We start from the raw sequence: 22,297 nt of genomic DNA, 5'->3' as shown, positions 1-22,297 counted from the left end.
TCATGGCGAACAGGTTCCTCGGTGAGATTGCCGTCGATCATGACGGCGCGAGCTACACCCTACGCTTCGACTTCAACGCGATGTGCGATTATGAGGCCGACACAGGCCGCAATGCCATGTCGGCAATCGCTGCATTCGAGGCGGGCAGCATCGGGTTTTCCGACATGCGCGCGCTCATCCACGCGTCGCTCGTGCAGGAGAATCCGGATGCTGACAAGCGTCTTGCCGGCGCAATCCTGTCGGCGGATATGGATGTTCTCGCCCGTCTCATCCGCGCGGCCTTTCCGGATCCCGATCCCAAGGCCGCATCGGGAAACGGGAAGGCGGGGAAGCGGACGAGCTAAACTTCGGTCGCTTGCTCGAGGGCTATGTCGCGGCGGGGTTTGACCCGCTCGCATTCTGGCGCCTCACCCCGCGCCTTTACCAACACCATATGCGCGGCGCGCAACAGCGCGCCGAGCGCGAGCATCAGGGCCGCGCCTGGCTCGCATGGCACACAGCGGCGCTGACAAGAGTCGCCAAGCTGCCAAAGTTCGAGGCTGTAGCGGGTCCGTCCGCAGCCTCGCCCCGCAAACGACGTCAGACGCCGGAGGAGGTTGCCCGCAACCTCAAGATGCTCGGCGCATCCTGGAACGCCAAAAGGGTCCACTGAATGTCGCAGTCTGTCATCGGCGCGCTGCGCGCCAACCTGGGCATGGACAGCGCCCAGTTCGAACGAGGTGCGCGCCGTGCGCAGGGAGCCTCGGACGACTTGCGCGGTCGCCTTGGGCGGATCACGGCGGTCGCGGCGGCAGTCAGCGCCGCTCTCACGGCGATGGTGGCCAGCGCGGCCAGCGTGGCCAATGAGACGAGCCGCCTTGCGAGCGTCGCCAATGCGACGCCCGAACAACTGCAGCGGATGGCCTCGGCGACTAACACGGTCGGGATCAATCAGGAACGGCTGGCCGACATCCTGAAGGACGTGAACGAACGCATCGGTGACTTCCTGTCCACCGGTGGCGGCGAGATGGCGGATTTCTTCGAGAACATCGCGCCACAGGTCGGTGTGACAGCCGACATGTTCCGCAACCTGTCCGGCCCTGAGGCCCTACAGCTATACGTCAACACGCTTGAGCGGGCAGGCCTGAGCCAGCAGCAGATGACCTTCTACATGGAGGCGCTTGCCAGCGATGCGACGCTGCTGCTGCCGCTGCTGCGGAGCAATGGCGAAGAGCTCGAGCGCCTGGGCCAAGCTTCGGATCGGTTTGGGCTGCGGCTGAGCAATGGGCAAGTCGCGGCCCTCAACGAAACAAACGTCGCCTTGGGGCGCGTACGTGACGTGATGATCGGCCTGCGCGACCAGATCGGCGCGCGGCTTGCCCCAGTCATTACGACCGTCACCGAAGCTTTTGTCACATCGGCGCAAGAAGGTGGCGCGCTTTCAACTGTCATCCAGCTGCTGCTTGACAACGTGGAAGCACTTGCCGCTGGCATGGCCGCTGTCAGCGCACTGCTTGTCGGGCAGGTGGTGGTGAACATCGTTCGAGCCACAGGTGTCGTGAACACACTCGCGGCTGCTGTGGGGCTTTTGCGATCGGCGTTTATTCTGATGACCGGTCCAGTCGGCATTGCCGTCGGCCTTGTGGGCGCAGCGCTCGTCGTCCTCGATCGCTTCAAAACGCTGAACGAAAACCTTCCGCCCAGCATTGATGACGTGCGAGAGGCGCAGGATCTTTTGAACGTGGCGCTCGGTGGCTACGCAGCTGGCGCCCGTGGCTCCGGTGCCGAGGCCATCGCCTACGCACAAAACCTCGAGACAACCGCGCGTGCGGCCTTGGCCGCTACAGAGGCGCAGCTGGCTTTCAATGCAGCGCGGTTCGCTGGTGTAGACCGCGAGGCGATGGAAGTTCTTGCGCAGCAGCCGGGTGCCGAAACCAACCCGCAACTTGGCGCCTATCGCGAGATGCTGCGGCAGGAAGAGCAGGCTGAAGAACTGCGCACTTCTCTTGAAAACGCGCGTCGCACTTTGAATTCCCTCCGCATCGAGGCCGCCACCGCAGGTGAAAGCATTGTCGAGCTCGTGTTCGACACAACGGATCTCGACAACGCCACGACCGAGGTTGTCGAAACTGTCACCACCGCGACCGATGCCCTTTCGCGTCTCGGCGGGGGAGCTGGCCGTGCGGCTGACGATATCGACGAAATGGCCGACAGCCTAAGTGAAGCCGAGAGTGCGTCGGACCGTCTCAGCGGAATGTTCTCCTCGACCATGTCCGGCATCATTCGGAACTCTGGATCCGCCAGAGAAGCCGTCTCGCGCCTTCTCGACAGCCTCGCCGACATGGCGCTGCAAGCCGCTTTCCAGCCCGTGTTCTCCAATCTCTTCGGCGGCAGCAGCTTGATCAGCAGCATCTTCGGTGGCTTCCGCGCCGAAGGCGGCCCCGTCGCCACCGGCCGCGCGTATGTCGTCGGCGAAGAAGGCCCGGAGTGGTTCGTGCCTGGCGCGTCCGGCGCGATCGTCCCGAACGACGCCATGGGCAGCGCGCCGATCACGGTCTCGATGCCGATCTCGATAGATGCGCGCGGGGCCGAACGAGGCGCGGGCGATGACATTGCCCGCTCGCTACGCACTCAAATGCCGGAACTGCAGCGAATGGTCATCGAAACCGTCGCTGAAGCGCAGAAGCGGGGGCGGCTGTGACCCTTCCTGTCCTCGGCCCCAACATGATCTCCGGCATGCCGCGCCGGACGCTCCGCGCAGCGCGCGCCGGTGACCCGAGCTTTGCCACAGGTACCGAACAGGTGCAGGACTGGGGTGGCCGCTGGTGGGAGTACGACATCACCATCGCGGCATCGCGTGACGAAAATGCTCGCGCGCTTGGGGCGCTCTTCGCGCAAATCGTCGATGTAGGTCGTTTCCTGTTCGCAGACCCTGATGCGGAGACCTCGAGCAGCTTGGGGACGCCTGTTGTTGACGGCGCATCCCAAACTGGCGGCACGCTCAATGTCACCGGCCTCGCCGCAGGTTCGCCTTTGATCAAGGCGGGTGCGTTTCTCTCCCTCGGGACGGAAGGCGACACGCGCTTCCACAGGATTTTGGCCGATGTGACGCCGGATGGATCCGGCAATGCCGCGCTGTCCATTGTGCCTTCGTTGCGGTCTTCGCCGGCGAACGGCGCCGCCGTCGAGATTAACGCGCCCAAGGTGTTGCTGCGTCCGGTATCTGACATCCCCGAAAGCGTGGCCAACGGCGACATCCACAGCTTCAGCTTTACGGCCAGGGAGGCGATATGAGCACGCGCCTGATGACGCCAGAGTTCGCGGCGGCCCTCGCTGCCGGTGAGCTGCGCCCGGCACTTCTTTTCGAAGGCGAGTTCGCAAGCGGCTTTGTCCGCGTCTGGACCGGCATCGGAGAGATCGTTTGGAACGGGCAAGCCTATTCTGGCCTCGGCACGCTGCTTGGCGTCGGCTCCTTTGAGGAGACCGACAAGATCGAGGCGACCGGCACCTCGGTCACGCTGTCAGGGGTCTCGCAGGAGCTGGTCGCTGTCGCGATCGACGAAGCGCGCCAAGGTTTGCCTGGCCGGATCTGGTTCGCGCTTCTCGATGAGAACCACGAGATCATCGCAGATCCGGCTCTCGCTTTCGCCGGGCGTCTCGACGTCCCCGGAATCGATGACGGTGAGAACACCTGCACGGTCTCGATCTCCTACGAGAGCCGCCTCATCGATCTCAACCGGGCGCGTGAGTTCCGGTACACCCACGAAAGCCAGCAGATCCTGCATCCCGGCGACCGCGGCTTCGAATACGTCACGAGCATTCAGGAGCTGAACCTGCCATGGGGATGACGCGTGTCGCGGATTGGGATCTGCGGCTTGTTGCTGCGATCGAGGATGCGCGGTCTAGGCCATTTGCATGGGGTCGGCACGACTGCCTGACCTGGGCTTTTGATGTGCGCTCCGCGATCACCGGACAGCCTTCGCTCGCTGAAATGTGGCGCGGCCGGTATCGGACCGAGGGCGGCGCGCTGCGACTGATCAAGAAGCTCGGTCACGTCGATCTCCAGACCGGCCTCAAATCCGAGCTGGGCGCTCCACTTCTTTCGCCCAAGCTCGCTCAGCGCGGCGACATCGCCATCACACACGACAAGTTTCCGGTGGTGGCGATCGTCGTCGGCGCGGTCGCCACGGCCCCGGGTCCTGATGGTGCCCAGACCTTCCCGCTGCGCGAGGCGGCGATGGCCTGGAGGATCTGACATGCCGGCCCTCGTAGGCGCAGCGGTGGTGGTCGGCAAGACAATCGCCGCCGGTGGGATTCTTGGCTTCGTCGCTCGCACTGGAGCGGCTCTGGTTCTAAGCGCCGGCGCGCGCAAGCTCATGCCCAAGCCCAGCACGAGCGGCTCGGCGCAGCTCGAGGTCGGGCCCCGCACGATCACGGTCACCGAGCCCGTGCGCCCGCGCGAGGTCGTCTACGGCTTCACGCGCAAGGGTGGCACGCTTGTCTTTGCGCATCTGAGCACGGTCGCAGCAGGCGATGCGGCCGCTTCTCTCGGCGGATCCGGACAGTTCCTGCACTTGGTCATCGTGCTGGCTGCCCATCGCGTGAAATCCATCGGCGCCATCTACTTCGATGGCGAGGTGGCCGTGGATGCAAACGGAGTAGCACAGGGCAGGTGGGCTGGGCTGGTCGATGTAGAGAAGCGGCTGGGGCTGCCAGGCCAGACCGCATTCGACAAACTGCGCGCGGCGGTACCGAACCTGTGGACCGCAGACCACCGGCTGAGCGGCTGTGCAGCGCTCTACATTCGGCTGACTGCCAATGCCGATGCATTCCCAAACGGCAGGCCGGTGATCTCGGCGGACGTCGAGGGTAAAGACGACGTCCTCGATCCGCGCACCGGAACCCGCGGCTATACCGCGAACGCCTCGCTGTGCCTGGCGGACTATATAGCAGATGCGGTCTGGGGTATCCGGGCGACTATCGGCGCGGAAAACGGCACAGAAGAGGATGCCCTCATCGAGGCTGCCAATGTGTGCGATGAGGCTGTGACCCTCGCCGCAGGCGGCACAGAGCCGCGCTACACATGCAATGGCGTTCTGTCTCTCGGCCAGCCGCCCAAGACGAACATCGAGTCCATGCTGACGGCGTTTGCGGGCAAGGCGGTTTATTCGGCAGGCGTCTGGAGGATCCTCGCCGGTGCCTATCGGATGCCGACCCTCACGCTCACCGATGACGATGTGCGCAGCAACGGCCTTTCGCTCCTGACAAGGGTCAGTCGGTCCGAGAATTTCAATGGCGTGCGCGGCCAGTTTGTCAGCCCGCAGAACGATTGGCAGCCGGACGATTTCCCGGCCTATCAGTCTGCGGTCTACGTGGCCGAAGATCAGGGCGACGAAGACTGGCTCGACCTGAATCTGCCGTTCACCACATCGGCATCCATGGCGCAGCGCATTGCTCGGATCGAGCTCGAGCGCCAGCGCCGGCAGCAGTCGCTGCGTCTGGCGGGCAAGGTCAAGGCATGGGCGGCGACCGCTGGCGAGAATGTCATGGTCTCCTACGACCGCTGGGGCTTCTCGGCCAAGCCGTTTGAGGTTCGTGGTATCTCGCTCAGCCTGCAAGACAACGGCGTCTCTGCGACCCTCGTGCCGGATCTGACACTGCGGGAAACCTCGCCGCTGGTCTATTCGTGGGACGCCACCGAGGAACAGATATACGCTGCCGCACCGCGCACCACGCTGCCCAGCCCGTTTAATGTGCCGCCGCCAGGTGTTCCCGTGGTCAGCGAGGAGCTTTACGTCACGCGCAACGGCGCAGGGGTTAAAGCTCTGGCGCTTCTAGAATGGACCGCCAGTCTTTCCGGATTTTTGTCTCGGTATGAAGTTCAGGGATCGTTGGCGGGCGGGCCTTTCTTTGCGTTAGGGAGCACGACCCAAACGCGCTTTGAGGTGCTTGATGTAGACCCGGGTGCGTGGGTGTTCCGGGTGCGCACCGTTTCGTCGCTCGGCGTGCGCTCGGCTTGGGTTTCGCGCGCGGCTACAATCGTCGGCCTTGCAGTGCCCCCGGTCGCAGTCACTGGCCTGACGTTGCAGTCGGCGGGTGGTCTGGCAATCCTCAAGTGGACCCTCCATCCCGACCTTGATGTGCGGATCGGCGGGCAAATCGTCATCCGTCATGCGCGGAACGGGACGGGCTGGTCCAATTCGGTGTCCATGGAGGTGCTTCCCGGCGCGACGGCCTTGGCAGCGTTGCCGCTTCTGCCCGGTACCTATTACGTCGCGGCCCGGGACAGTTCCGGCATCCTTGGGCCGGTGGTTTCTGTCGCGGCGAGCGGTGCGCAGGCCCTCGCGTTCTCGCCTGTCGATCTGCTCCAAGCCGACCCGACATTTCCCGGCACAAAAGACGGCGTGGCGGTTTCCGATTTGGGCCTGACGCTGGTTGGTGAGTTGCTGTTTTCCGAAATTCCTGACTTTGGGGTGGAGCCAAGCATCGGCTACGCGGGCGGCGTCGTGTCGTCTGGAACCTATACCTTTGGTGCTGGCCTTGACTTCGGAACGGTGTCGCGTGTGCGGCTGCGTTCTGAAGTCGAGATGGCCGCTTTGGCTGTTTACGACCTCATCTCGAACCGAACCGCGATGATCTCAACCTGGAGCAGTTTCAGCGGTGGCAATGGTGCTGATGTCGATGTGCGCGTCGAGGTTCGCACTACGGACGATGATCCAAGCGGGGCACCTGTCTGGTCCGATTGGGCGCGTCTCGACAGTTCAGAGATCCTGACCCGTGCCGTGCAGGCCCGGGCACAACTCACAAGCGGCGATCCGGCCTATGCGCCAGTCGTCAACGAATTACGCATATCGGCAGAGGAGGTGGCCTGATGGCCCAAGTGACTGACCAAAGCGTCAACGACGGCTCCGGCCTTGAGGTCCTGACACAACTCAACGAGATTTTAGGCGCGCTGTTCAGTGGCAATCAGGGCGTTGCAGCACCGACCGTTACTGTGCCCGGTATGCGTTGGGCCGACACCAACAGCGGTGAGGTGGTGACGAGAATCCGAAACGCCGCGGATGACGACTGGATCGAATTGGCCACGCTAGCAGCCCTTACAGCGGCTCAGGTGCCAGCGGGGTCGGTCATTTGGTACGCAGCGAGTGCGGCACCAACCGGGTATCTTAAGGCCAACGGCGCGCTGGTGTCTCGTACAACCTATGCCGATCTGTTCACGGCCATTGGCACAACCTTCGGCGTGGGCGATGGGTCCACGACCTTTGGGCTTCCTGACCTTCGTGGAGAATTTATCAGAGGGTGGGACGATGCGCGCGGCATCGACAGCGGGCGGGTGTTTGGCTCGGCACAAAACGCAACACGCATTCCCAATGTATTCACCGACAGCGGTAGCGTTCTCCAAACCGCGAAGAACAGCCCGATTGGTGAAAGCGACGGTTCGGTCGGCGGCAGCATTACCCGTACACTTTTCGGGCCGGGAACTGACTCCGGAACAATCACCCAATATGGAACGGTTCGCCCACGCAACCGCGCCCTTCTCGCCTGTATCAAATTCTGAGGTCCGTCATGAAAACCGTATACCAGACTGACGCCGAAGGGTTCTTCATCAAAGCCGTTCAAGCAGACCCCTCGCCGCTCGAGCTGGACGTGTGGCTTATTCCCGGCGGCTGCGTCGAGGATGAGCCGCCCGCACTATCCGAGGGCCAGAGCGCGCAATGGGTCAACGGCGCGTGGCAGGTGATCGACCCGCCGCCCGATCCTGAGCCGACACAGGAGGAAATCCAAGCCGCGCACGAGCGAGCCGTTCTCGCCGAACGCGACCGTCGAATAGATATTGGTACCTCAATCACAGTGACCGGCATTGGATCATTCCCGGTATCCGGTCGACCGCAGGTGCAGGCCGATCTGACCAGCCTCGTCACGGCGGCGCAGATCGCCATGGCGGCGGGCAATGCCTCGGCAACCTTTCCCTTCCGAGACGAAGCCCGCGTGAACCACACGCTCACAGCGGAGCAGGTCATTGAGCTCTACATGGCCGGAGTCGCTTGGCTTAGCGCCACGCGGCAGGCCGCCTGGGGGCTGATCGACGCGGATCCTCGGCCTTCTGACATCACAGACGACGCACACTGGACCTAAGCGCCAGTTGCCAACGGCACTGAGCTCAAGCTCAGCCGCACGGCTGTCAAAGCAGCCATCCCGTTACATGAAAATCGAAAGGACCCGCCATGTATGATTGGTTGGGGCAGGTGGTGGCGGCCGTCACCACCTGGTTCGCGGGCGAGACCGCGCGCGCGATGATCGCAGGAGCCGCAGGCGGTCTCTTGCGCTGGTTGGGGCAGGAGGGCCGAAGGCTGTGGGATGGCGCCTTGGCCGTCATCTCTGGCTCACTGGCGGCGCTGTACATGGCTCCGCTGGTCACAAGCATCCTCGCCGCGGTTGGCCTCGATCTCGGCACAGGCGAAGCAGCTGACCGCGCGGCCGGCTTTGTGGCGGGGCTTGCCGGCATGTCGATCGCAAAGGTCGTCATCGCCGGGATTGAGGCTTGGGCCGCAAAGCAGACGACGGGAGGCAACGATGGCCGCTCGTGATCAACACCCCATCCGCCGCATCGCGCGCGAGGAGGCCCGTGTCTGGCCCGTCGCGCTTCTCCTGGTCTCTCTCTACCTTTTCGGCTCCGACTGGCTCGCAGAGCCAAATCGCTCCGAAACAGAAGCAGGCTCGACCTCCGGCCATTGGCAAACAAAGGGCGACGAGGAATGAGCCACATGAACCACAAGGCGTTTTATGACGCTCTGCGGCGGCGCGGCAGCGGTGTGTTTGGCACGCGGCTGGCGCAGCATCACGTCGATGGCATCAACGGGATCCTCACCGCCTTCGATCGAGTGGGTGACCGTCGCCGCGCCACGCTGGCATATGCCCTGGCTACGGGATACCACGAGACCGGCGCTCGCATGATCCCTGTGCGCGAAGGCTTCGCAATCACGGATGCCGGCGCGCGGCGCAAGGTCAACGCCCTAGCTCGCCGTCGAGGCCCGAACAGCGCAGTGGCAAAGTACGCTCAGCCGCAGCCGCCCTATGGCCACGTCTACTATGGGCGCGGCCATGTGCAGTTGACCTGGCTGGATAACTACCGGCGCAGCTCGGCTGACGCTGGGGTCGATCTGGTCAAGAATCCAGACGCCATGCTTGATCCGGTCATCTCCGCGCGTGTCCTGATCCTCGGCCTGATCGATGGACGCTGGAACGGTCGCGGGCACGGCATCCAGCACTACGAGGACATGGACGGACTGCCCGGCCTGTCAGAGGTCGAGGCGATCGCGGCGCGGCGCACCGTCAATGTGCAGGACAAGGCCCCGCTGATCGCCCGCTATTACCGCGCCTTCGACCAGGCACTGGTAGTTGCGGGGATGCGGTGATGCGGCTTGGGCCCGGCGCGCTAGCGCTCCTGTTCGTGGCTGGCATAGGCGCTGTGGGGTTTTCGCTGCGTGCCTTCGCGACTCATCACTATGACCGAGGCTACAGCGCGCGCTCGGCCGAGACTGACGCCGCCCTGGCGCAAGCACAGGCCAAGATCGACAGCCTCGCAACTCAGGCGCGTAACGTCGCCCGCGACCTCGAGGAGGCCGAGGCCCTCACTGCATCTCTATTCGAGGAGCTGGCCGATGAAGCCGATCGCGATCCTGATGGCATCCGTCTGTCTGCTGAAAGCGTGCGCCGGCTCAACGCCGTCGCCGGTGGTGCCGCAGATCCCGTCGCCCCCTGATGCGCTCACGCGGGCCTGTGATGCGCCGGTGGTGGTCACGGAGACATCGGGGGAGAGGGAATGGCTGGCGGACAGGGCGGCGCTGGTTGACTGCCGCAGGCGGCATGGCGCGTTGATAGGTTGGGCGGTGCGCTTTTCTGAAACGACGGGCGGCCAGTAAACATGCCACATTGTGCAGTCTGAGCATCGAACATCTTGGAATAAAGTTAATGCTCGACGATGCGACCATAACCGGACGGGTTGCTAACTTCCTGACCGGTCATCGGTTTGTCGTCAAATCGCTTGAGCTGATCCCTACCAGCTTTTTTAATAAGAAACTTGGCTTGCAAATCCACTAGCCCGACATCACCGTTCACGATGACGAACAGCCTTACAACCACGTAGGTCAATTGGCAGCCTAAGAGGCCAGAGCCCAATGCTTCGGCGGTGCCTGAAGGATTTGAAAATGCTGCAAGACTAAACACGTACGCAACAACATCATGGCCCGGCTCAAGAAAAACAAGCAGTAGCATCGTTGCAAAAACTATTGCTAGCGTAGCGCGTACTGCGCGCACTGCTTTTTGTATCGCTAAGCCAAGCTGTCTTGCGTCGTCGATGTCGGGAACTAGACTGTCTGAGAAAGGGATACCTCTGGATAGACGCACAAGCAGACCAGCAGCTACAACCGAAAGAACAGTCAAAAGCGGTAATCTAAGGCTGAGCCATGAAATTTCAGCGTGAAGGCCCCAAGCTATTAAGCCTCCGATAAGTGGGAGTATGATATGGCTTAGACGAAGTTTCATTCGCTCGCACCTCCCCCCTAGCTGATCAGTCCATCATGCAGGAATCTGCGGTGAACTTCGAGGATTTGTTTTCTCACATCTTCGAGATCTAGTAAGTTGCTGTTATCGTTAACCGTTTTTATGGGCATGTCGTGTGATAGCCGTGCGTCGTCGCCTTTGACTCGTCCATGTTTTCCTTTAACGATGAGTTCGCCGTCAGGCACGTTTCGGAGGCCTGAGGCTATATTGCCCATAAACTCCTTGTTAAATTTTCGTCTGCGCGATCGGTAACCGATTGAAACATTGACTTCTAATGCTGCTTCCGGCGGGACAGAAGCAAAGATCTTGTCGGCTTCGGCGTCGCCCAAAACTGCTTCAACAACCTTACGAGCGGTTTGCCACTGCGCCTTGACGCGGTCGACCAAAGACTTGTGTTCATCGATGTCGGTAGGAACGAGTTCATTGATAACGGCAGTCGCTGGCGGAGATCTTACCGTTTCCGGCACTAAACCTCCAATTTCGATTGAGGTTACGTCTCCTAGGTCAAAACCAGTTTGACGTTGATCCAAGGAGCTGTCCAGCAAGACGCAGTGTTTTTCCTCAATTACCTTTGATTGATCTCGCAGTAACCAGGTAAGATACTCTTCAAGTGCTTTCACTTGAAGGGAAACGTGTTGAATTTGATAAAGATGATCGCCAATAATCATCCAATAAGAGATACCCTGCAGATACTCATGGCCTGTTGGTGCTTTAGATTCCGCAATCTCGAGTTCTTTTAAAACGTCGATAAGAGATTTCTGGCCTAACCCGTCAGTTATTCTTAGCAGCGCTTGCATCTGCCCTGATGCAAACATGCATACATTTCCCAAAACCCAGTCTTTGCCGTGGAAATAATTATTAAGTAAGCGTTGGTAGCCTTGAATTCGCGGGGCATCGGTAATCCGCAAATCCACACGTTCACCGACTACTGCTCCTCTTACTTGCGCAGATAGAGCTTCGCTGACTTTCGCAGCCAAAGTATCTCTCGGGAAAATGTCGCCTTCCCGTCTAAGCTTTCGATAGTGAATTTTGCATCTGCGTGTCACGTTCCAAGCCCCGTGCTAAAAACAAATTTAATGTTTTGTTCAACCACAGCGACGTGTCAGCTGCTGTTGATCGATCGCCTGGAGCTGACCGCGCGCAATGGCAATGCCCGTTTCCGCGTCGTTGCCTGACATGCTCGAGATGGGAAGGCCGAGCAAAAACACGCCCCATGCGTCTCCGTTGGCAGCGCGACGCTGATCCGCGCTCAGGTTCTCCAGCTGCTGCGATACACGGATTTCCTCGGCGGCAAGTTGTGAGCAGTTAAAGCTTGTGTACGGGTTCGGCCCGATATCGGCGGCGGCAATGTTCTCGGGGCGCTGCGCGCACGCTCCAAGGGTGAGGATCAGCAGGGCAGGGACCGCGTACTTCATTCAAATGCCTTTCGTTTCTTGTAATGGCCTCGGCTTAAAAGGGACGGGGATCACGAAGTTGTCAACATGCCATCCGGCTTTGCTGTAGGCGGCTTGCAGTCAGCAACTCTTGCTGCGTCGCGGTATAGCGGGGCGTCATGCCCTAGTCCGGGCATCCAGAACAGTCCTTCGAAGTCGCCCGGAAAGGTGTGCCGCGCCCAAAGCCCCCCGGTCGAAACCGGTGTCGCTGAGATCTGCTTCAAGTTGTTGTCGCCCATTGATGTCAGCTCGATCCAATCAGTCACCTTTGATCTCCTTTGCGAGCGGAACGGGTGGAATCAAGCCTGCCATGGGACTCGGCAAATCCCAGCGAGTCCCATTTTTCAAAATCGGCCTTGTTTTATTGGCGATGCGGGGTGGCGTGGTAGGCCCGGAGGGACTCGAACCCCCAACCAAAGCGTTATGAGCGCTCTGCTCTAACCAATTGAGCTACAGGCCCGCCAAGGCCCGGATTAGCAGACAGCGCCTCCTCGTCAAGCGCCGCACGCTTGCCCGGGGCCCGCCCTTGGCCTAATGCCTGAGCCAACGGACCAACCCGAGGAATGCCGATGCCCCCTTTGCCGCGTCTTGCGTTACGCTACACCGCTTGGCTCGTCGGCCTGCGCGTGATCTTCGGGCTTCTGGTGCAGGGGGTGGGTCTGCCCAATTCTATGGCGACTGCCGTGATCCTTGCCGCGATCCCCTTGACCGATGTCGGAATGCAGGCAGTCAAACGCGCCTCCCATGTTCTTGGCCTCAAGGATTGGGCGCTGATCTGGGGGATGTGCCTTGGCATTTTCGCAGGGCTTCAGATCATCCTGCCCGCGATCTTCATCGCGCCGATGCGCGCTGTTCTGGCTGATCCGGCCGGGTTGCAGCAGACCGCGCTGGTGCTGGGCGCGACCGGCGCGATGATGGCGCTGTTTCTGTGGATCGGGACACGTTCGGCGCGCGGGCCGGGGCGGTCCGGCAACTGACGCATGGACGCGGGCGCGCGGGCTTGCTAGGGCCTCGCGCAAATCCGGGAAGGAGCGCTTCGATGACCGATGGCAAGAACGGCCTCACCTATGCCCAGGCGGGCGTCGATATCGACGCGGGTAACGCGCTGGTCGATCGTATCAAGCCTGCCGCCGCCGCTACAGCGCGGCCGGGTGTGATGTCGGGGCTGGGCGGTTTCGGCGCGCTCTTCGATCTCAAGGCCGCGGGCTATGACGACCCGATCCTTGTGGCAGCGACCGATGGCGTTGGAACCAAGCTCAAGATCGCCATCGACACCGGCGAATTCGACACGATCGGCATCGACCTCGTGGCGATGTGCGTGAACGATCTGGTGTGCCAGGGTGCGGAGCCTTTGTTCTTCCTCGATTATTTCGCCACAGGCAAGCTTGAGGTCGCGGCAGCCGCCCGTATCGTCGAAGGCATCGCCGAAGGTTGCAAGCAATCGGGTTGCGCGCTGGTGGGCGGCGAGACCGCCGAGATGCCGGGCATGTATGCCCCGGGCGATTTCGATCTTGCGGGCTTTGCCGTCGGGGCAATGAACCGCGGCGCGGCGCTGCCTGCGGGCGTCGTGGCGGGCGATGTGCTGTTGGGCCTCGCCTCGGACGGGGTCCATTCCAACGGCTATTCGCTGGTGCGCCGGATCGTCGAGCGATCCGGACTGGCCTGGGAGGCAGAGGCCCCCTTCGCCGAAGGCCCATTGGGTCGCGCGCTGCTCGCGCCGACGCGGCTATACGTCAAGCCCGCGCTTGCGGCGATCCGGGCGGGCGGTGTGCATGGCCTGGCGCATATCACCGGCGGCGGATTGACCGAGAACCTGCCGCGCGTCTTGCCCGAGAGGCTGGGGGCCACAATCGACCTGGGCTCCTGGACCCTTCCGCCGGTGTTCAAATGGCTGGCCGCCGAGGGCGCGTTGGCCGAGGCCGAGATGCTCAAGACCTTCAACGCCGGGATTGGCATGGTGCTGGTCGTGGCGGCAGATCGCGCCGATGCCCTGGCTGCCCTCTTGTCCGAAGCTGGCGAAAGCGTGCATCGCCTTGGTCATGTCGTGCCGGGCGTGGGCGTTTCCTATACCGGTGCCCTTGCGTGAGCAGACGCGTCGCCATCCTGATCTCGGGCGGCGGCTCCAACATGGTGACGCTTGCCCGCAGCATGACGGACGACCATCCGGCACGTCCCTGCCTTGTTCTGGCCAATGACGCGCGCGCGGGCGGTCTGGAAAAAGCCGCCGCGATGGGCATTCCCACCGCGGTGGTCGATCATCGCCCCTTCGGCAAGGATCGCGCGGCTTTCGAGGCGGAGCTGACCCGGGTCCTAGAGGCGCATTCCCCCGATATCCTGTGTCTTGCCGGGTTCATGCGGGTTCTGACCGAAGGTTTTGTGACCCGCTGGCGGGGCCGGATGCTCAACATCCACCCGTCGCTTCTGCCCAAGTACCGGGGCCTGCACACCCATGCCCGCGCGATCGAAGCAGGCGATCTTGAGGCCGGTTGCACGGTTCACGAGGTGACGGCGGAACTGGATGGCGGCCCGATCCTGGGGCAGGCGCGGGTGCCGGTTTTGCCCGGCGACACGCCCGAGACACTCGCCGCCCGCGTGCTGGAGCAGGAGCATCGGCTTTATCCGATGGTGCTCAGGCGGTTCGCGGCCGGGGAACGCGGGCGTATCGATCTTTGAAATGAAAGGTGCGCCCGAAGGCGCACGCTAGCTTTTCCGCCTGCGTGGGATGCACCTTCAGGCGCATCACCCGATCACAGCAGCGATTTGACCTTCGCCGCCACGGCTTCTGCCGTGATGCCGAAATGGGAATAAAGATCGGGTGCCGGGGCCGAGGCGCCGAACCCATGCATGCCCACAAAGCCCGACTTCTCGCGCTTGCCGCGCTCGCCATAAAGCCAACGGTCCCAGCCGAACCGGATCGCCGCCTCGACCGCCACACGCACCGGCCCTGCGGGCAGGACACGCTTGCGATAGGCCTCGTCCGTTTCCTCGAAGATCTCCCAGCAGGGCATCGAGACGACGCGCGTGCCGATCCCGTCGGCCTGCAACAGGTCGCGCGCGGCCATGGCAATGGCAACCTCCGACCCCGTCGCCAGCAAGATCGCCTGCCGTTTGCCTTCCGCCTCGGCCAGCACATAGGCGCCCTGCGCAACCATGTTTTTCGAGGTATGGGTCTTCCGCAGGGTCGGCAGTGCCTGACGGCTGAGCGCCAGCACGCTCGGCGTCGTCTTCTGCATCAGGGCCACTTCCCAGGCTTCGGCGGTCTCGACCGCATCGGCGGGGCGCATCACCAGCAGGTTCGGGGTGGCGCGCAACATGGCGAGATGCTCCACCGGTTGGTGCGTCGGGCCATCCTCGCCCAATCCGATGCTGTCATGGGTCATCACATAGGTGACGGGCAGCCCCATCAGCGACGACAAGCGCATCGACGGGCGCGCGTAATCGGTGAAGACCATGAAAGTCCCGCCATAGGGCCGAACCCCCCCATGGAGCGCCATGCCGTTCATCGCGGCGGCCATCCCGTGCTCGCGGATGCCGTAATGCACATGGCGGCCCTTGCGATCCTCGGGACCGAAGATACCCAGTCCGGCTGTGTCTGTGTTGTTCGATCCGGTCAGATCGGCAGACCCGCCCAAGTGTTCGCCGAGGATTGGGTTGATCACCTCCAGTGCCATCTGGCTTGCCTGCCGCGTCGCGACCTTGGGCGCGTTGTCGGAATGCTGCTTTTTCAGGGCCTTGATCGTGGCCGAAAGCTTTTTGGGCAGATCGCGGGCAAAGGCGCGGGTGAAGTCCGCCTGCTTCGCCTCGGACAAGAGCGCAAAGCGCACCTCCCAATCCTGTCGTACCGCGCGGCCACGGGCGCCCACGCCTTCCCACCACGTCTTCAGTTCGGCAGGAATGTCAAAGGGCCCATGCGGCCAGCCATAGGCTTCCTTGGCCGCCTGCAATTGCTTGGCATCGGTCAGCGCGCCATGGCCTTTTGCGGTGTCCTGCGCCGCGTGACCCAGCGCGATATGCGTCTTGCAGGCGATCATCGCGGGGCGGGGCGAGGCCTTGGCCGCCGTCAGGGCCGCGTCGATGGCAACGGGGTCATGCCCGTCGCATTCGAACACGTCCCAACCGGAGGCGGCAAAGCGTGCCTTCTGGTCGGTACGATCCGCGATCGAGACCTTGCCGTCGATGGTGATGCCATTGTCATCCCACATCACGATTAGGCGCGACAGTTCCTGACGCCCGGCCAGCGCGATGGCTTCTTGGCTCACACCTTCCATCAGGCAGCCGTCGCCCGCGATGCAATAGGTGTAATGGTCGATGATCTTCTTGCCCCACTTGGCGCGCAGAAATTCCTCGGCCATGGCGAAACCGACGGCATTCGCGATGCCTTGACCCAAGGGGCCGGTCGTCGTCTCGATCCCCATCGCATGGCCATATTCGGGATGGCCCGCGGTGATCGCGCCGAGTTGGCGGAAGTTCTTGATCTGCTCCAGCGTCATGTCCGGCGAGCCGGTGAGGTAGAGCAGCGAATAAAGCAGCATGGACCCATGGCCCGCCGACAGGATGAACCGGTCACGGTTCGGCCAATCAGGCTTGCTCGCGTCAAAGCTCAGGTGATTTGCGAACAGAACCGTGGCGACATCGGCCATGCCCATCGGCATCCCGGAATGCCCCGAATTGGCGGCGGCCACGGCATCAAGCGTCAGCGTCCGGATACAGGCGGCGCGGCGCCAATGATCGGGGTGGGTCGTGGCAAGCGCGGTCAGATCCATGGCGCGTCAGTCCTTCGTCAGGCAGCAACGGGGGGTGGCACGCAAATCCCGCAAGGGCGCGCGCCTCAGCCTGTCTCTTAGCAGAGCAAGGGGGCGGCGCAACCGAAACGGGCGCGAATTCACCTGCATTCCGCGCCCCGCAAGCGCGGTGCAGGCCGCAGGCCTTGCAAATCGGGGCGAATTACGATTCGCTAAGGCGTAACGTGGGGCCGGTTCCAGCTTGAGGGACATGGCGTAAAACCGGGGGCTGGGCAGCCATGGGCGATAACGCCGAATTCGAGAAATTGTCGACGCTCGAGGCGCGGCTGGCCGCGGCGCTCGACCGGATCGCGATGGGGGTGGGCCAGATGCGGGCCGATCCGCCCGTCGAGGACCCGGGCATCACCTCGTCCGCGTTCGAGGATGCACTGATCCGGGCCGAAGCAGCGGAGGCACGTGCCGCCGAGCTTGAGGCGCGTGTGGCGGAACTGGAAGCGGCCGTGCCCGAGATCGCCGACCCTTCGGACCAGACTGCCGAGATCGAGCGCCTGACAGCACAGGTGTCGGACCTCGAGACTCGGGTGACCCGCCTGCGCGCCGAACGGGCCGAGGCCATCGCCGAACGGGATGAGGCGCGCGACATCGCCGAGGAATTGCAGGCCGCGGGTGGGATGGGCCCCGATGATCGCAACATGGCACTTCGGGCCGAGGTGCAGGAATTGCGCACCATCAACGAGCGTCTGACCAAGAATCTCAACCGCTTGCGCGGCGAGAACGCAACCGATCCCAGCGTGTTGAACAAGGCGCTGGTGGTCGAACTGGACGCGCTCAAGGCCGCGCGCGCCTCGGAAGCGGCGGAACTGGAACGTATCTTGGCCGATCTGGATCGCGCCGGGGCAGGGGAGGGCGCACATGCCTGAGGTTCAGATCGAGATCGGCGGGCGCCAATTCGCCGTCGCCTGTCAGGATGGCGAGGAACCATATCTGCACGCCGCCGCCCGCATGCTCGACACCGAGGCTGCGGTGATCCTTGGTCAGATCGGCCGGATGCCGGCAGAGCGCATGTTGCTGATGGCGGGGCTGATGCTGGCCGACAAAACGGCGGCGCTGGAGGATGAGATCAAGATCCTTCAGGGCAAGATCGCGGCGCAGGAAAAGACGCTGGCCGCTGCAGAGGAACGTCTGGCCGACCGGGCGCGTCGCATCGGGGAATTGCAAGATGCTGGCCCGCGCACCGAATTGCCTGACCGGTTCACAAATGGTCTTGCCGAGCTGGCCGCCCGTGCCGAGGCCATCGCCGCAGAACTGGAAGCACGTCAGAGCTAGGCGCGAGCCTGTAGTTTCGCGTCCCGGAAAACAGCCGTCTTCCGGACGCGTATCGCTGCGATCGGATCAGTCCAGAAGGATCGGCAAAAGCCGTGCCGCCTCGTCGCGGGGATGGGCAAGCTTGCCCTTGTCCTCGCCGGGGTAGAACCGCGCGCGGACGGCGGTGGGCATGGGTGCCGGGCGCAACATGTGGACGGACAAGGGGAATTTCGTCGTTTCCGCCTGCCACGATCCGATCAGCGCCCGTTGGGCCGCCTTGGACATGCCATAGGTCCCGGCGTATTTGTCATCCCAATCGTCGTCGAAAAAGACCGCCTGCGGCTTGGGCGACGGGGCGATCAGTGGCTCGACGAAAGCGACCAGCCGCGACAGCGCGCGGATGTTGGTGGCGATGACCTTGTCGAGATCCTTGGCCGTGATGTGGGGCGCGGGCGTGAGCGCGCTGACGTGGATTGCGCTGTGGACCCAGATGTCGGCCTTGCCCCAACGATCGTGGATGGAGCGGCACAGATGCGCCATGGCGCCTTCGTCCGTGATGTCCATCGGGGCCAATGTGGCTTGGCCGCTCTTGGCCTTGATGCGGTCGTCGAGATCTTCGAGGCCGCCCACGGTGCGGGCGACCGCGACCACATGCGCGCCGCGTTCTGCCAACCATTCGGCGCTGGCCGCGCCGATGCCGCGTGAAGCGCCGGTGACCAGCGCGATCTGTCTGTCGAAAGGCTTTTCCATGGGGCGCCAGTTGCGCTTTTCAGCGACGAATTACAAGCGCCTCGGCAGGGCTGCGGCGGTGCGGCGCGCTTGACTTGGCGCGGTGGCGCGGGGATACCGGATGACAACGGATGATTTCGACCCTTTGACGGAGGCGACCATGGGCCGCGATACACTTCTTTCCGCAACGATCGGGGATCAGGGCACGCTGAAGAAAGTGGCGCTGGTGCTGGTCGGCGCGCTGTTCATCGCGGCGGCGGCCAAGGTCACGGTGCCGATGTGGCCGGTGCCTATCTCTTTGCAAACGCTGGCAATTCTGCTTGTCGGTTTCGCCATGGGCAGCCGGTTGGGCGCAGCGACCGTGATCGTCTACGTCGCGCAGGGCGCGATGGGTTTGCCGGTCTTCACGCCGACCACGATGCCGGGGATCGCGGCGTTGATGGGGCCGACGGGCGGGTTCCTCATTGGGTTCATCGGTATGGCCTATCTTGCTGGTTTTGCAGCAGAAAAAGGCGTTGCGAAGGGCATTTTCGGCACCGCTGCGGCGGCGCTGGTGATCTCGGCGCTTCTGTATGTGCCGGGCATTCTGTGGCCCATGGCGCTGGCCGGTGGCATGGGGCTCGAGGCCGGGTGGATCGCGCGCGACGCGGGCTTCTACTGGACTGCTTTCATTGCACCTTTCTTGCTCGGCGACGCGCTGAAGGCGGTGATCGCGGCGCTGGTCGTGACCGGCGGCTGGAGCGTTCTGGCCAAGCGCCGCGCCTGAGCCAAGGCATCGAAACATGGTTAAGGGCCGCCCCTCGGGGCGGCCTTTTCGTTTCCAAAGGGTAAAGATTTCGCGGCGGGTCTTACCGAAAGGTTACGCCTTTAGGTGTTGGACAAGGTCCTGTTCACCAAGGTCCTCGTAGAGCGCCGCGATCTCGCGCGCGGTGAGCCCACCGTCGTGCTGCGCGGGATGGAGCGGGTGCTTGGGCTCGGTGATCCAGTAGACCGGCATCGCCCCGTCTGCGACCGGCACAAGTAGCCCCTTGGTCAGGACGGGTCCGGTGTCGGCGGGCAGGCGGCTGGAGAGCCAGCCGTTCAGATCGCCCAAGCGGTCGGCCTCGCCCCGGCCTTGGGCGGAGCGGAAGCGGGCGAAATCGCCGGTCGAGAGATTGACCCAGACCGAGATGAAGACGTGATCATCGGTCCCTTTGACCGGGATCGGCAGATGCGCGCGCGCCAGAAGATCGCGGCCGCGCCGGGCGTAGCGTTCGGTGACGATGTCGCCCGAACTGTCGAAATCGGCGTCGGGGCGCGGCGCGGGGGGATTGGGCCAGCCGAAGGGGCGCAGGCGCACCGCGTTCGGGGCATCCAGAACCTCGTTGCAGCAGGCGCAGCGGTAGCCCGGCGCCGTCAGCCGCCGGGCGAGTTCCGCCTCGGTCAGGTTGGCTTGCGGGCGCCGGGTGCGCTTGAGAAAGCCGAACATCACACCCCGGTCGCCTCAAGATGCGGGCGCAAATCCGTGCCAGTCATCGCATAGATGTCGAGCAGCCGGTCGAGGTCGATGCCCTCTCTCTGGTCTGCCGTGAACGGGTTATCGGCGTCGTCCAGATGATAGCTGGGCCTGATGCGGTCGTCATGGAACGTAAGATGGCCTTCTGACGCCTTGGCCGGCGTATTTGGCAAGATGTTGGACAGCCAACTGAAGACCGTACCGATCTGCCCCTGAACGCCTGCGTCGAAATGGTCGATGGCCTGCTCGAAGACCTCGGGGCGGACCGTGGCCCAGACCCCGAAGCCAAAACTCTGCCCAGTGTCCCGGATCCGCAGCAGAAGGTTCGCCCGCACAAAGCGATAATTGCCCAGACGGCAGAAATCCTCGGTCAGGCAATCGGCGTCGTCGCGCACGATCGCCGCGTTGTCTTCGGGTTCATCCCCGTGGGGCCAGGCCTCGGGCGCGCTGTACTGGACGTCGAAGAGGCCATTGAACGCCATCCCACAGCAGCGGCAGGCGCCGGATTGACCCAAGAGCCGCGACCAGCGCGGATCGTCGGTTGTCTTCATTCCGCGGCCTCGACCAGTTTGAACCCTTTCGCCAACTGATCGGTCGGGCGCACCGGGTAATCGCCCGAGAAACAGGCGTCGCAATAGGCGGGATTTTTCGGATCGCGGCCCGAGGCCACGCCGACGGCCCGGTAGAGCCCGTCGAGCGAGATGAAGCGGAGGGAGGCCACGCCCAGGTGATGGCGCATCTCGTCCTCGGACATGGTGGCGGCCAGCAGTTTCTCGCGTTCGGGCGTGTCGACGCCGTAGAAACAGGGCCATGCGGTGGGGGGCGAGGCGATGCGGAAATGCACCTCGGCGGCACCGGCGTCGAGGATCATCTCCTTGATCTTGCGGCTGGTGGTGCCGCGCACGACCGAGTCGTCGACCAAGATCACGCGCTTGCCCCGGATCAGCGCCCGGTTCACGTTCAGTTTCAACCGCACGCCCATGTTGCGGATCTGTTCGGTCGGTTCGATGAAGGTCCGGCCCATGTACTGGTTGCGGATGATCCCCATCGCATAGGGAATGCCCGATTCCAGCGAATAGCCGATGGCCGCGGGCGTGCCCGAATCCGGCACGGGGCAGACCAGATCTGCGTCCACTGGCGCTTCCTTGGCCAGTTCGCGGCCGATGGCTTCGCGGGTTTCATAGACGGAACGCCCGCCGATGATGCTGTCGGGGCGCGAGAAATAGACATGTTCGAAGATGCAAAAGCGCGAGCGGCGCACCTCGAAGGGTTTGAAGCTTTCGATCTTGTCGCCCGAGATGACGACCATTTCGCCCGGTTCGATCTCGCGCAGGAATTCCGCGCCGATGATGTCGAGCGCGCAGGTTTCCGACGACAGCGCATAGCCATCACCGATCCGGCCCAGAACCAGCGGGCGCACACCCAAGGGATCGCGCACGCCGATCAGCTTGGTGCGGGTCATGGCGACGACGGAAAACGCGCCTTCGACGCGGCGCAGCGCATCCTTCATCCGTTCGGGGATGGTGCGCTGCAGCGAGCGGGCCATCAGGTGGATGATGCATTCGCTGTCGGAGGAGGATTGGAAGATCGAGCCGCGTTCGATCAGTTCGCGGCGCAATTCATCGGCATTCACGATATTGCCGTTATGCGCGATGGCAGCACCCCCCATGGCGAATTCGCCGAAGAAGGGTTGCACGTCGCGGATCTGGGTCGCGCCTTTGGAGCCTGCGGTGGAATAGCGGACATGGCCGATGCCGATTTCACCGGGCAGCGTTTCCATGACGCTGGCGGAGGTGAAATTGTCCCGCACGAGGCCGAAGCGGCGGGCCGAGGAAAAGCCGTGGTCGGGGTGATGGGTGACGATGCCGCCCGCCTCTTGCCCGCGATGCTGGAGCGCGTGCAGGCCGAGCGCAATGAAATTCGCCGCATCGGCCACGCCGATCACGCCGAAGATCCCGCATTCCTCGCGCAGCTTGTCGTCGTCGATGGGGTCGAATGGGTGACGGGGGAGGGCATCCATGTGGGGCGAATCTCCGGGAGGCGTCTACAGG

The 22,297-nt window shown here is 63.2% G+C and carries 28 protein-coding genes and 1 tRNA gene; 19 read left to right on the top strand and 10 right to left on the bottom strand.

The genetic code is table 11. The features are described 5' to 3' along the window. The first annotated feature begins 2 nt into the window (after positions 1–2). From QQK63_RS08420 to QQK63_RS08360, 13 genes are all read left to right on the top strand, one after another. Entirely contained in the window at positions 3–344 is a 342-nt protein-coding gene (locus QQK63_RS08420) for a hypothetical protein (protein WP_277823525.1), read from the top strand. Between the two features lie 11 nt (positions 345–355). Next, on the top strand, positions 356–652 hold the full coding sequence (locus QQK63_RS08415) for a hypothetical protein (RefSeq protein WP_277823523.1): 297 nt from the start codon (positions 356–358) through the stop codon (positions 650–652). After that, entirely contained in the window at positions 653–2,680 is a 2,028-nt protein-coding gene (locus QQK63_RS08410; RefSeq protein ID WP_277823521.1) for a phage tail tape measure protein, read from the top strand. Next, a complete protein-coding gene (locus QQK63_RS08405) occupies positions 2,677–3,273 on the top strand; it encodes a hypothetical protein (RefSeq protein ID WP_277823519.1) in 597 nt (198 codons plus the stop codon). Before QQK63_RS08410 ends, QQK63_RS08405 begins: the two co-directional genes overlap by 4 nt. Next, positions 3,270–3,827 (top strand): hypothetical protein, encoded by a 558-nt coding sequence (locus QQK63_RS08400; RefSeq protein WP_277823517.1) that lies wholly within the window; start codon positions 3,270–3,272, stop codon positions 3,825–3,827. The genes QQK63_RS08405 and QQK63_RS08400 overlap by 4 nt, the downstream gene beginning before the upstream one ends. Further along, positions 3,818–4,234, top strand: a complete 417-nt coding sequence (locus QQK63_RS08395; protein WP_277823516.1) for a DUF6950 family protein — start codon at positions 3,818–3,820, stop codon at positions 4,232–4,234. The genes QQK63_RS08400 and QQK63_RS08395 overlap by 10 nt, the downstream gene beginning before the upstream one ends. A 1-nt stretch (position 4,235) precedes the next feature. Next, entirely contained in the window at positions 4,236–6,851 is a 2,616-nt protein-coding gene (locus tag QQK63_RS08390; protein WP_277823514.1) for a phage tail protein, read from the top strand. Next, positions 6,851–7,537 carry a phage tail protein gene (locus QQK63_RS08385; RefSeq protein WP_277823512.1) on the top strand — a complete coding sequence of 229 codons (687 nt, stop codon included), beginning with the start codon at positions 6,851–6,853 and terminating at the stop codon, positions 7,535–7,537. The genes QQK63_RS08390 and QQK63_RS08385 overlap by 1 nt, the downstream gene beginning before the upstream one ends. Before the next feature lie 8 nt (positions 7,538–7,545). Further along, on the top strand, positions 7,546–8,115 hold the full coding sequence (locus QQK63_RS08380) for a DUF4376 domain-containing protein (RefSeq protein WP_277823510.1): 570 nt from the start codon (positions 7,546–7,548) through the stop codon (positions 8,113–8,115). An 89-nt stretch (positions 8,116–8,204) separates the two neighbouring features. Beyond that, positions 8,205–8,567 carry a hypothetical protein gene (locus tag QQK63_RS08375; protein WP_277823508.1) on the top strand — a complete coding sequence of 121 codons (363 nt, stop codon included), beginning with the start codon at positions 8,205–8,207 and terminating at the stop codon, positions 8,565–8,567. Beyond that, the gene (locus QQK63_RS08370) at positions 8,554–8,739 is read left to right on the top strand and encodes a hypothetical protein (protein ID WP_277823506.1); all 186 of its coding nucleotides are present in this window, start codon (positions 8,554–8,556) and stop codon (positions 8,737–8,739) included. Before QQK63_RS08375 ends, QQK63_RS08370 begins: the two co-directional genes overlap by 14 nt. Beyond that, positions 8,736–9,395 (top strand): glycoside hydrolase family 19 protein, encoded by a 660-nt coding sequence (locus QQK63_RS08365; RefSeq protein WP_277823504.1) that lies wholly within the window; start codon positions 8,736–8,738, stop codon positions 9,393–9,395. The genes QQK63_RS08370 and QQK63_RS08365 overlap by 4 nt, the downstream gene beginning before the upstream one ends. Continuing rightward, positions 9,395–9,742, top strand: a complete 348-nt coding sequence (locus QQK63_RS08360) for a hypothetical protein (protein WP_277823502.1) — start codon at positions 9,395–9,397, stop codon at positions 9,740–9,742. Before QQK63_RS08365 ends, QQK63_RS08360 begins: the two co-directional genes overlap by 1 nt. A gap of 206 nt (positions 9,743–9,948) precedes the next feature. Here the strand turns inward: QQK63_RS08360 and QQK63_RS08355 are convergent, their stop codons facing one another. From QQK63_RS08355 to QQK63_RS08335, 5 genes are all read right to left on the bottom strand, one after another. Next, on the bottom strand, positions 9,949–10,524 hold the full coding sequence (locus QQK63_RS08355; protein WP_277823500.1) for a hypothetical protein: 576 nt from the start codon (positions 10,522–10,524) through the stop codon (positions 9,949–9,951). Between the two features lie 17 nt (positions 10,525–10,541). Next, complete coding sequence (locus tag QQK63_RS08350) at positions 10,542–11,519, bottom strand: hypothetical protein (RefSeq protein WP_284283195.1); 978 nt, start codon at positions 11,517–11,519, stop codon at positions 10,542–10,544. Between the two features lie 108 nt (positions 11,520–11,627). After that, on the bottom strand, positions 11,628–11,957 hold the full coding sequence (locus tag QQK63_RS08345) for a hypothetical protein (protein WP_277823496.1): 330 nt from the start codon (positions 11,955–11,957) through the stop codon (positions 11,628–11,630). A 50-nt stretch (positions 11,958–12,007) separates the two neighbouring features. Then, entirely contained in the window at positions 12,008–12,241 is a 234-nt protein-coding gene (locus QQK63_RS08340; RefSeq protein WP_277823494.1) for a hypothetical protein, read from the bottom strand. A 117-nt stretch (positions 12,242–12,358) separates the two neighbouring features. After that, a tRNA-Ile gene (locus QQK63_RS08335) sits at positions 12,359–12,435 on the bottom strand. A gap of 109 nt (positions 12,436–12,544) precedes the next feature. On the opposite strand from QQK63_RS08335, the gene QQK63_RS08330 reads away from it, so the two are divergent. The 3 genes from QQK63_RS08330 (at position 12,545) to purN (ending at position 14,648) form a co-directional block, all read left to right on the top strand. Further along, positions 12,545–12,952, top strand: a complete 408-nt coding sequence (locus QQK63_RS08330; RefSeq protein ID WP_277823492.1) for a hypothetical protein — start codon at positions 12,545–12,547, stop codon at positions 12,950–12,952. Between the two features lie 62 nt (positions 12,953–13,014). Further along, a complete protein-coding gene (purM, locus tag QQK63_RS08325) occupies positions 13,015–14,061 on the top strand; it encodes a phosphoribosylformylglycinamidine cyclo-ligase (RefSeq protein WP_277823490.1) in 1,047 nt (348 codons plus the stop codon). Continuing rightward, entirely contained in the window at positions 14,058–14,648 is a 591-nt protein-coding gene (purN, locus tag QQK63_RS08320) for a phosphoribosylglycinamide formyltransferase (RefSeq protein WP_277823488.1), read from the top strand. Before purM ends, purN begins: the two co-directional genes overlap by 4 nt. 74 nt (positions 14,649–14,722) lie before the next feature. Here the strand turns inward: purN and tkt are convergent, their stop codons facing one another. After that, the gene (gene tkt / locus QQK63_RS08315) at positions 14,723–16,738 is read right to left on the bottom strand and encodes a transketolase (RefSeq protein WP_277823486.1); all 2,016 of its coding nucleotides are present in this window, start codon (positions 16,736–16,738) and stop codon (positions 14,723–14,725) included. A 257-nt stretch (positions 16,739–16,995) separates the two neighbouring features. Here tkt and QQK63_RS08310 point away from each other — a divergent pair, with 257 nt between their 5' ends. Beyond that, entirely contained in the window at positions 16,996–17,637 is a 642-nt protein-coding gene (locus QQK63_RS08310; protein WP_277823484.1) for a hypothetical protein, read from the top strand. Further along, on the top strand, positions 17,630–18,043 hold the full coding sequence (locus tag QQK63_RS08305; protein WP_277823482.1) for a cell division protein ZapA: 414 nt from the start codon (positions 17,630–17,632) through the stop codon (positions 18,041–18,043). The genes QQK63_RS08310 and QQK63_RS08305 overlap by 8 nt, the downstream gene beginning before the upstream one ends. A 66-nt stretch (positions 18,044–18,109) precedes the next feature. Here QQK63_RS08305 and QQK63_RS08300 read toward each other — a convergent pair whose 3' ends face one another. Next, positions 18,110–18,772, bottom strand: a complete 663-nt coding sequence (locus QQK63_RS08300; protein ID WP_277823480.1) for an SDR family NAD(P)-dependent oxidoreductase — start codon at positions 18,770–18,772, stop codon at positions 18,110–18,112. Positions 18,773–18,872: 100 nt separating this feature from the next. Between QQK63_RS08300 and QQK63_RS08295 the strand changes: the two genes are divergently transcribed. Next, entirely contained in the window at positions 18,873–19,517 is a 645-nt protein-coding gene (locus QQK63_RS08295) for a biotin transporter BioY (protein ID WP_277823478.1), read from the top strand. Between the two features lie 93 nt (positions 19,518–19,610). Here QQK63_RS08295 and QQK63_RS08290 read toward each other — a convergent pair whose 3' ends face one another. Genes QQK63_RS08290 through purF form a run of 3 tightly spaced genes read right to left on the bottom strand, consistent with a single transcriptional unit; the run spans position 19,611 to position 22,266 of the window. Beyond that, the gene (locus QQK63_RS08290; protein WP_277823476.1) at positions 19,611–20,219 is read right to left on the bottom strand and encodes a DUF2199 domain-containing protein; all 609 of its coding nucleotides are present in this window, start codon (positions 20,217–20,219) and stop codon (positions 19,611–19,613) included. After that, positions 20,219–20,797: a DUF2199 domain-containing protein gene (locus QQK63_RS08285; RefSeq protein ID WP_277823474.1), complete on the bottom strand. Its 579-nt coding sequence runs from the start codon at positions 20,795–20,797 to the stop codon at positions 20,219–20,221. The genes QQK63_RS08290 and QQK63_RS08285 overlap by 1 nt, the downstream gene beginning before the upstream one ends. Further along, complete coding sequence (gene purF / locus QQK63_RS08280) at positions 20,794–22,266, bottom strand: amidophosphoribosyltransferase (RefSeq protein WP_277823472.1); 1,473 nt, start codon at positions 22,264–22,266, stop codon at positions 20,794–20,796. Before purF ends, QQK63_RS08285 begins: the two co-directional genes overlap by 4 nt. Between the last annotated feature and the right edge of the window lie 31 nt (positions 22,267–22,297).

Origin of the sequence: Roseicyclus marinus, assembly GCF_030163795.1 — a bacterium.
Lineage (GTDB): Bacteria > Pseudomonadota > Alphaproteobacteria > Rhodobacterales > Rhodobacteraceae > Roseicyclus > Roseicyclus marinus.
The sequence above is the reverse complement of the archived record's forward strand: the minus strand, read 5'-3'. Positions and strand labels throughout refer to the sequence as shown.

What these genes read in the sequence shown, in the direction of transcription:
- QQK63_RS08420 (WP_277823525.1), top strand. Translation starts at nt 3, where the DNA reads ATGGCGAACAGGTTCCTCGGTGAGATTGCCGTCGATCATGACGGCGCG.
- QQK63_RS08410 (WP_277823521.1), top strand. Translation starts at nt 653, where the DNA reads ATGTCGCAGTCTGTCATCGGCGCGCTGCGCGCCAACCTGGGCATGGAC.
- QQK63_RS08400 (WP_277823517.1), top strand. Translation starts at nt 3,270, where the DNA reads ATGAGCACGCGCCTGATGACGCCAGAGTTCGCGGCGGCCCTCGCTGCC.
- QQK63_RS08395 (WP_277823516.1), top strand. Translation starts at nt 3,818, where the DNA reads ATGGGGATGACGCGTGTCGCGGATTGGGATCTGCGGCTTGTTGCTGCG.
- QQK63_RS08390 (WP_277823514.1), top strand. Translation starts at nt 4,236, where the DNA reads ATGCCGGCCCTCGTAGGCGCAGCGGTGGTGGTCGGCAAGACAATCGCC.
- QQK63_RS08385 (WP_277823512.1), top strand. Translation starts at nt 6,851, where the DNA reads ATGGCCCAAGTGACTGACCAAAGCGTCAACGACGGCTCCGGCCTTGAG.
- QQK63_RS08380 (WP_277823510.1), top strand. Translation starts at nt 7,546, where the DNA reads ATGAAAACCGTATACCAGACTGACGCCGAAGGGTTCTTCATCAAAGCC.
- QQK63_RS08375 (WP_277823508.1), top strand. Translation starts at nt 8,205, where the DNA reads ATGTATGATTGGTTGGGGCAGGTGGTGGCGGCCGTCACCACCTGGTTC.
- QQK63_RS08370 (WP_277823506.1), top strand. Translation starts at nt 8,554, where the DNA reads ATGGCCGCTCGTGATCAACACCCCATCCGCCGCATCGCGCGCGAGGAG.
- QQK63_RS08365 (WP_277823504.1), top strand. Translation starts at nt 8,736, where the DNA reads ATGAGCCACATGAACCACAAGGCGTTTTATGACGCTCTGCGGCGGCGC.
- QQK63_RS08360 (WP_277823502.1), top strand. Translation starts at nt 9,395, where the DNA reads ATGCGGCTTGGGCCCGGCGCGCTAGCGCTCCTGTTCGTGGCTGGCATA.
- QQK63_RS08355 (WP_277823500.1), bottom strand. Translation starts at nt 10,524, where the DNA reads ATGAAACTTCGTCTAAGCCATATCATACTCCCACTTATCGGAGGCTTA.
- QQK63_RS08345 (WP_277823496.1), bottom strand. Translation starts at nt 11,957, where the DNA reads ATGAAGTACGCGGTCCCTGCCCTGCTGATCCTCACCCTTGGAGCGTGC.
- QQK63_RS08330 (WP_277823492.1), top strand. Translation starts at nt 12,545, where the DNA reads ATGCCCCCTTTGCCGCGTCTTGCGTTACGCTACACCGCTTGGCTCGTC.
- purM (WP_277823490.1), top strand. Translation starts at nt 13,015, where the DNA reads ATGACCGATGGCAAGAACGGCCTCACCTATGCCCAGGCGGGCGTCGAT.
- tkt (WP_277823486.1), bottom strand. Translation starts at nt 16,738, where the DNA reads ATGGATCTGACCGCGCTTGCCACGACCCACCCCGATCATTGGCGCCGC.
- QQK63_RS08310 (WP_277823484.1), top strand. Translation starts at nt 16,996, where the DNA reads ATGGGCGATAACGCCGAATTCGAGAAATTGTCGACGCTCGAGGCGCGG.
- QQK63_RS08305 (WP_277823482.1), top strand. Translation starts at nt 17,630, where the DNA reads ATGCCTGAGGTTCAGATCGAGATCGGCGGGCGCCAATTCGCCGTCGCC.
- QQK63_RS08300 (WP_277823480.1), bottom strand. Translation starts at nt 18,772, where the DNA reads ATGGAAAAGCCTTTCGACAGACAGATCGCGCTGGTCACCGGCGCTTCA.
- QQK63_RS08295 (WP_277823478.1), top strand. Translation starts at nt 18,873, where the DNA reads ATGACAACGGATGATTTCGACCCTTTGACGGAGGCGACCATGGGCCGC.
- QQK63_RS08290 (WP_277823476.1), bottom strand. Translation starts at nt 20,219, where the DNA reads ATGTTCGGCTTTCTCAAGCGCACCCGGCGCCCGCAAGCCAACCTGACC.
- QQK63_RS08285 (WP_277823474.1), bottom strand. Translation starts at nt 20,797, where the DNA reads ATGAAGACAACCGACGATCCGCGCTGGTCGCGGCTCTTGGGTCAATCC.
- purF (WP_277823472.1), bottom strand. Translation starts at nt 22,266, where the DNA reads ATGGATGCCCTCCCCCGTCACCCATTCGACCCCATCGACGACGACAAG.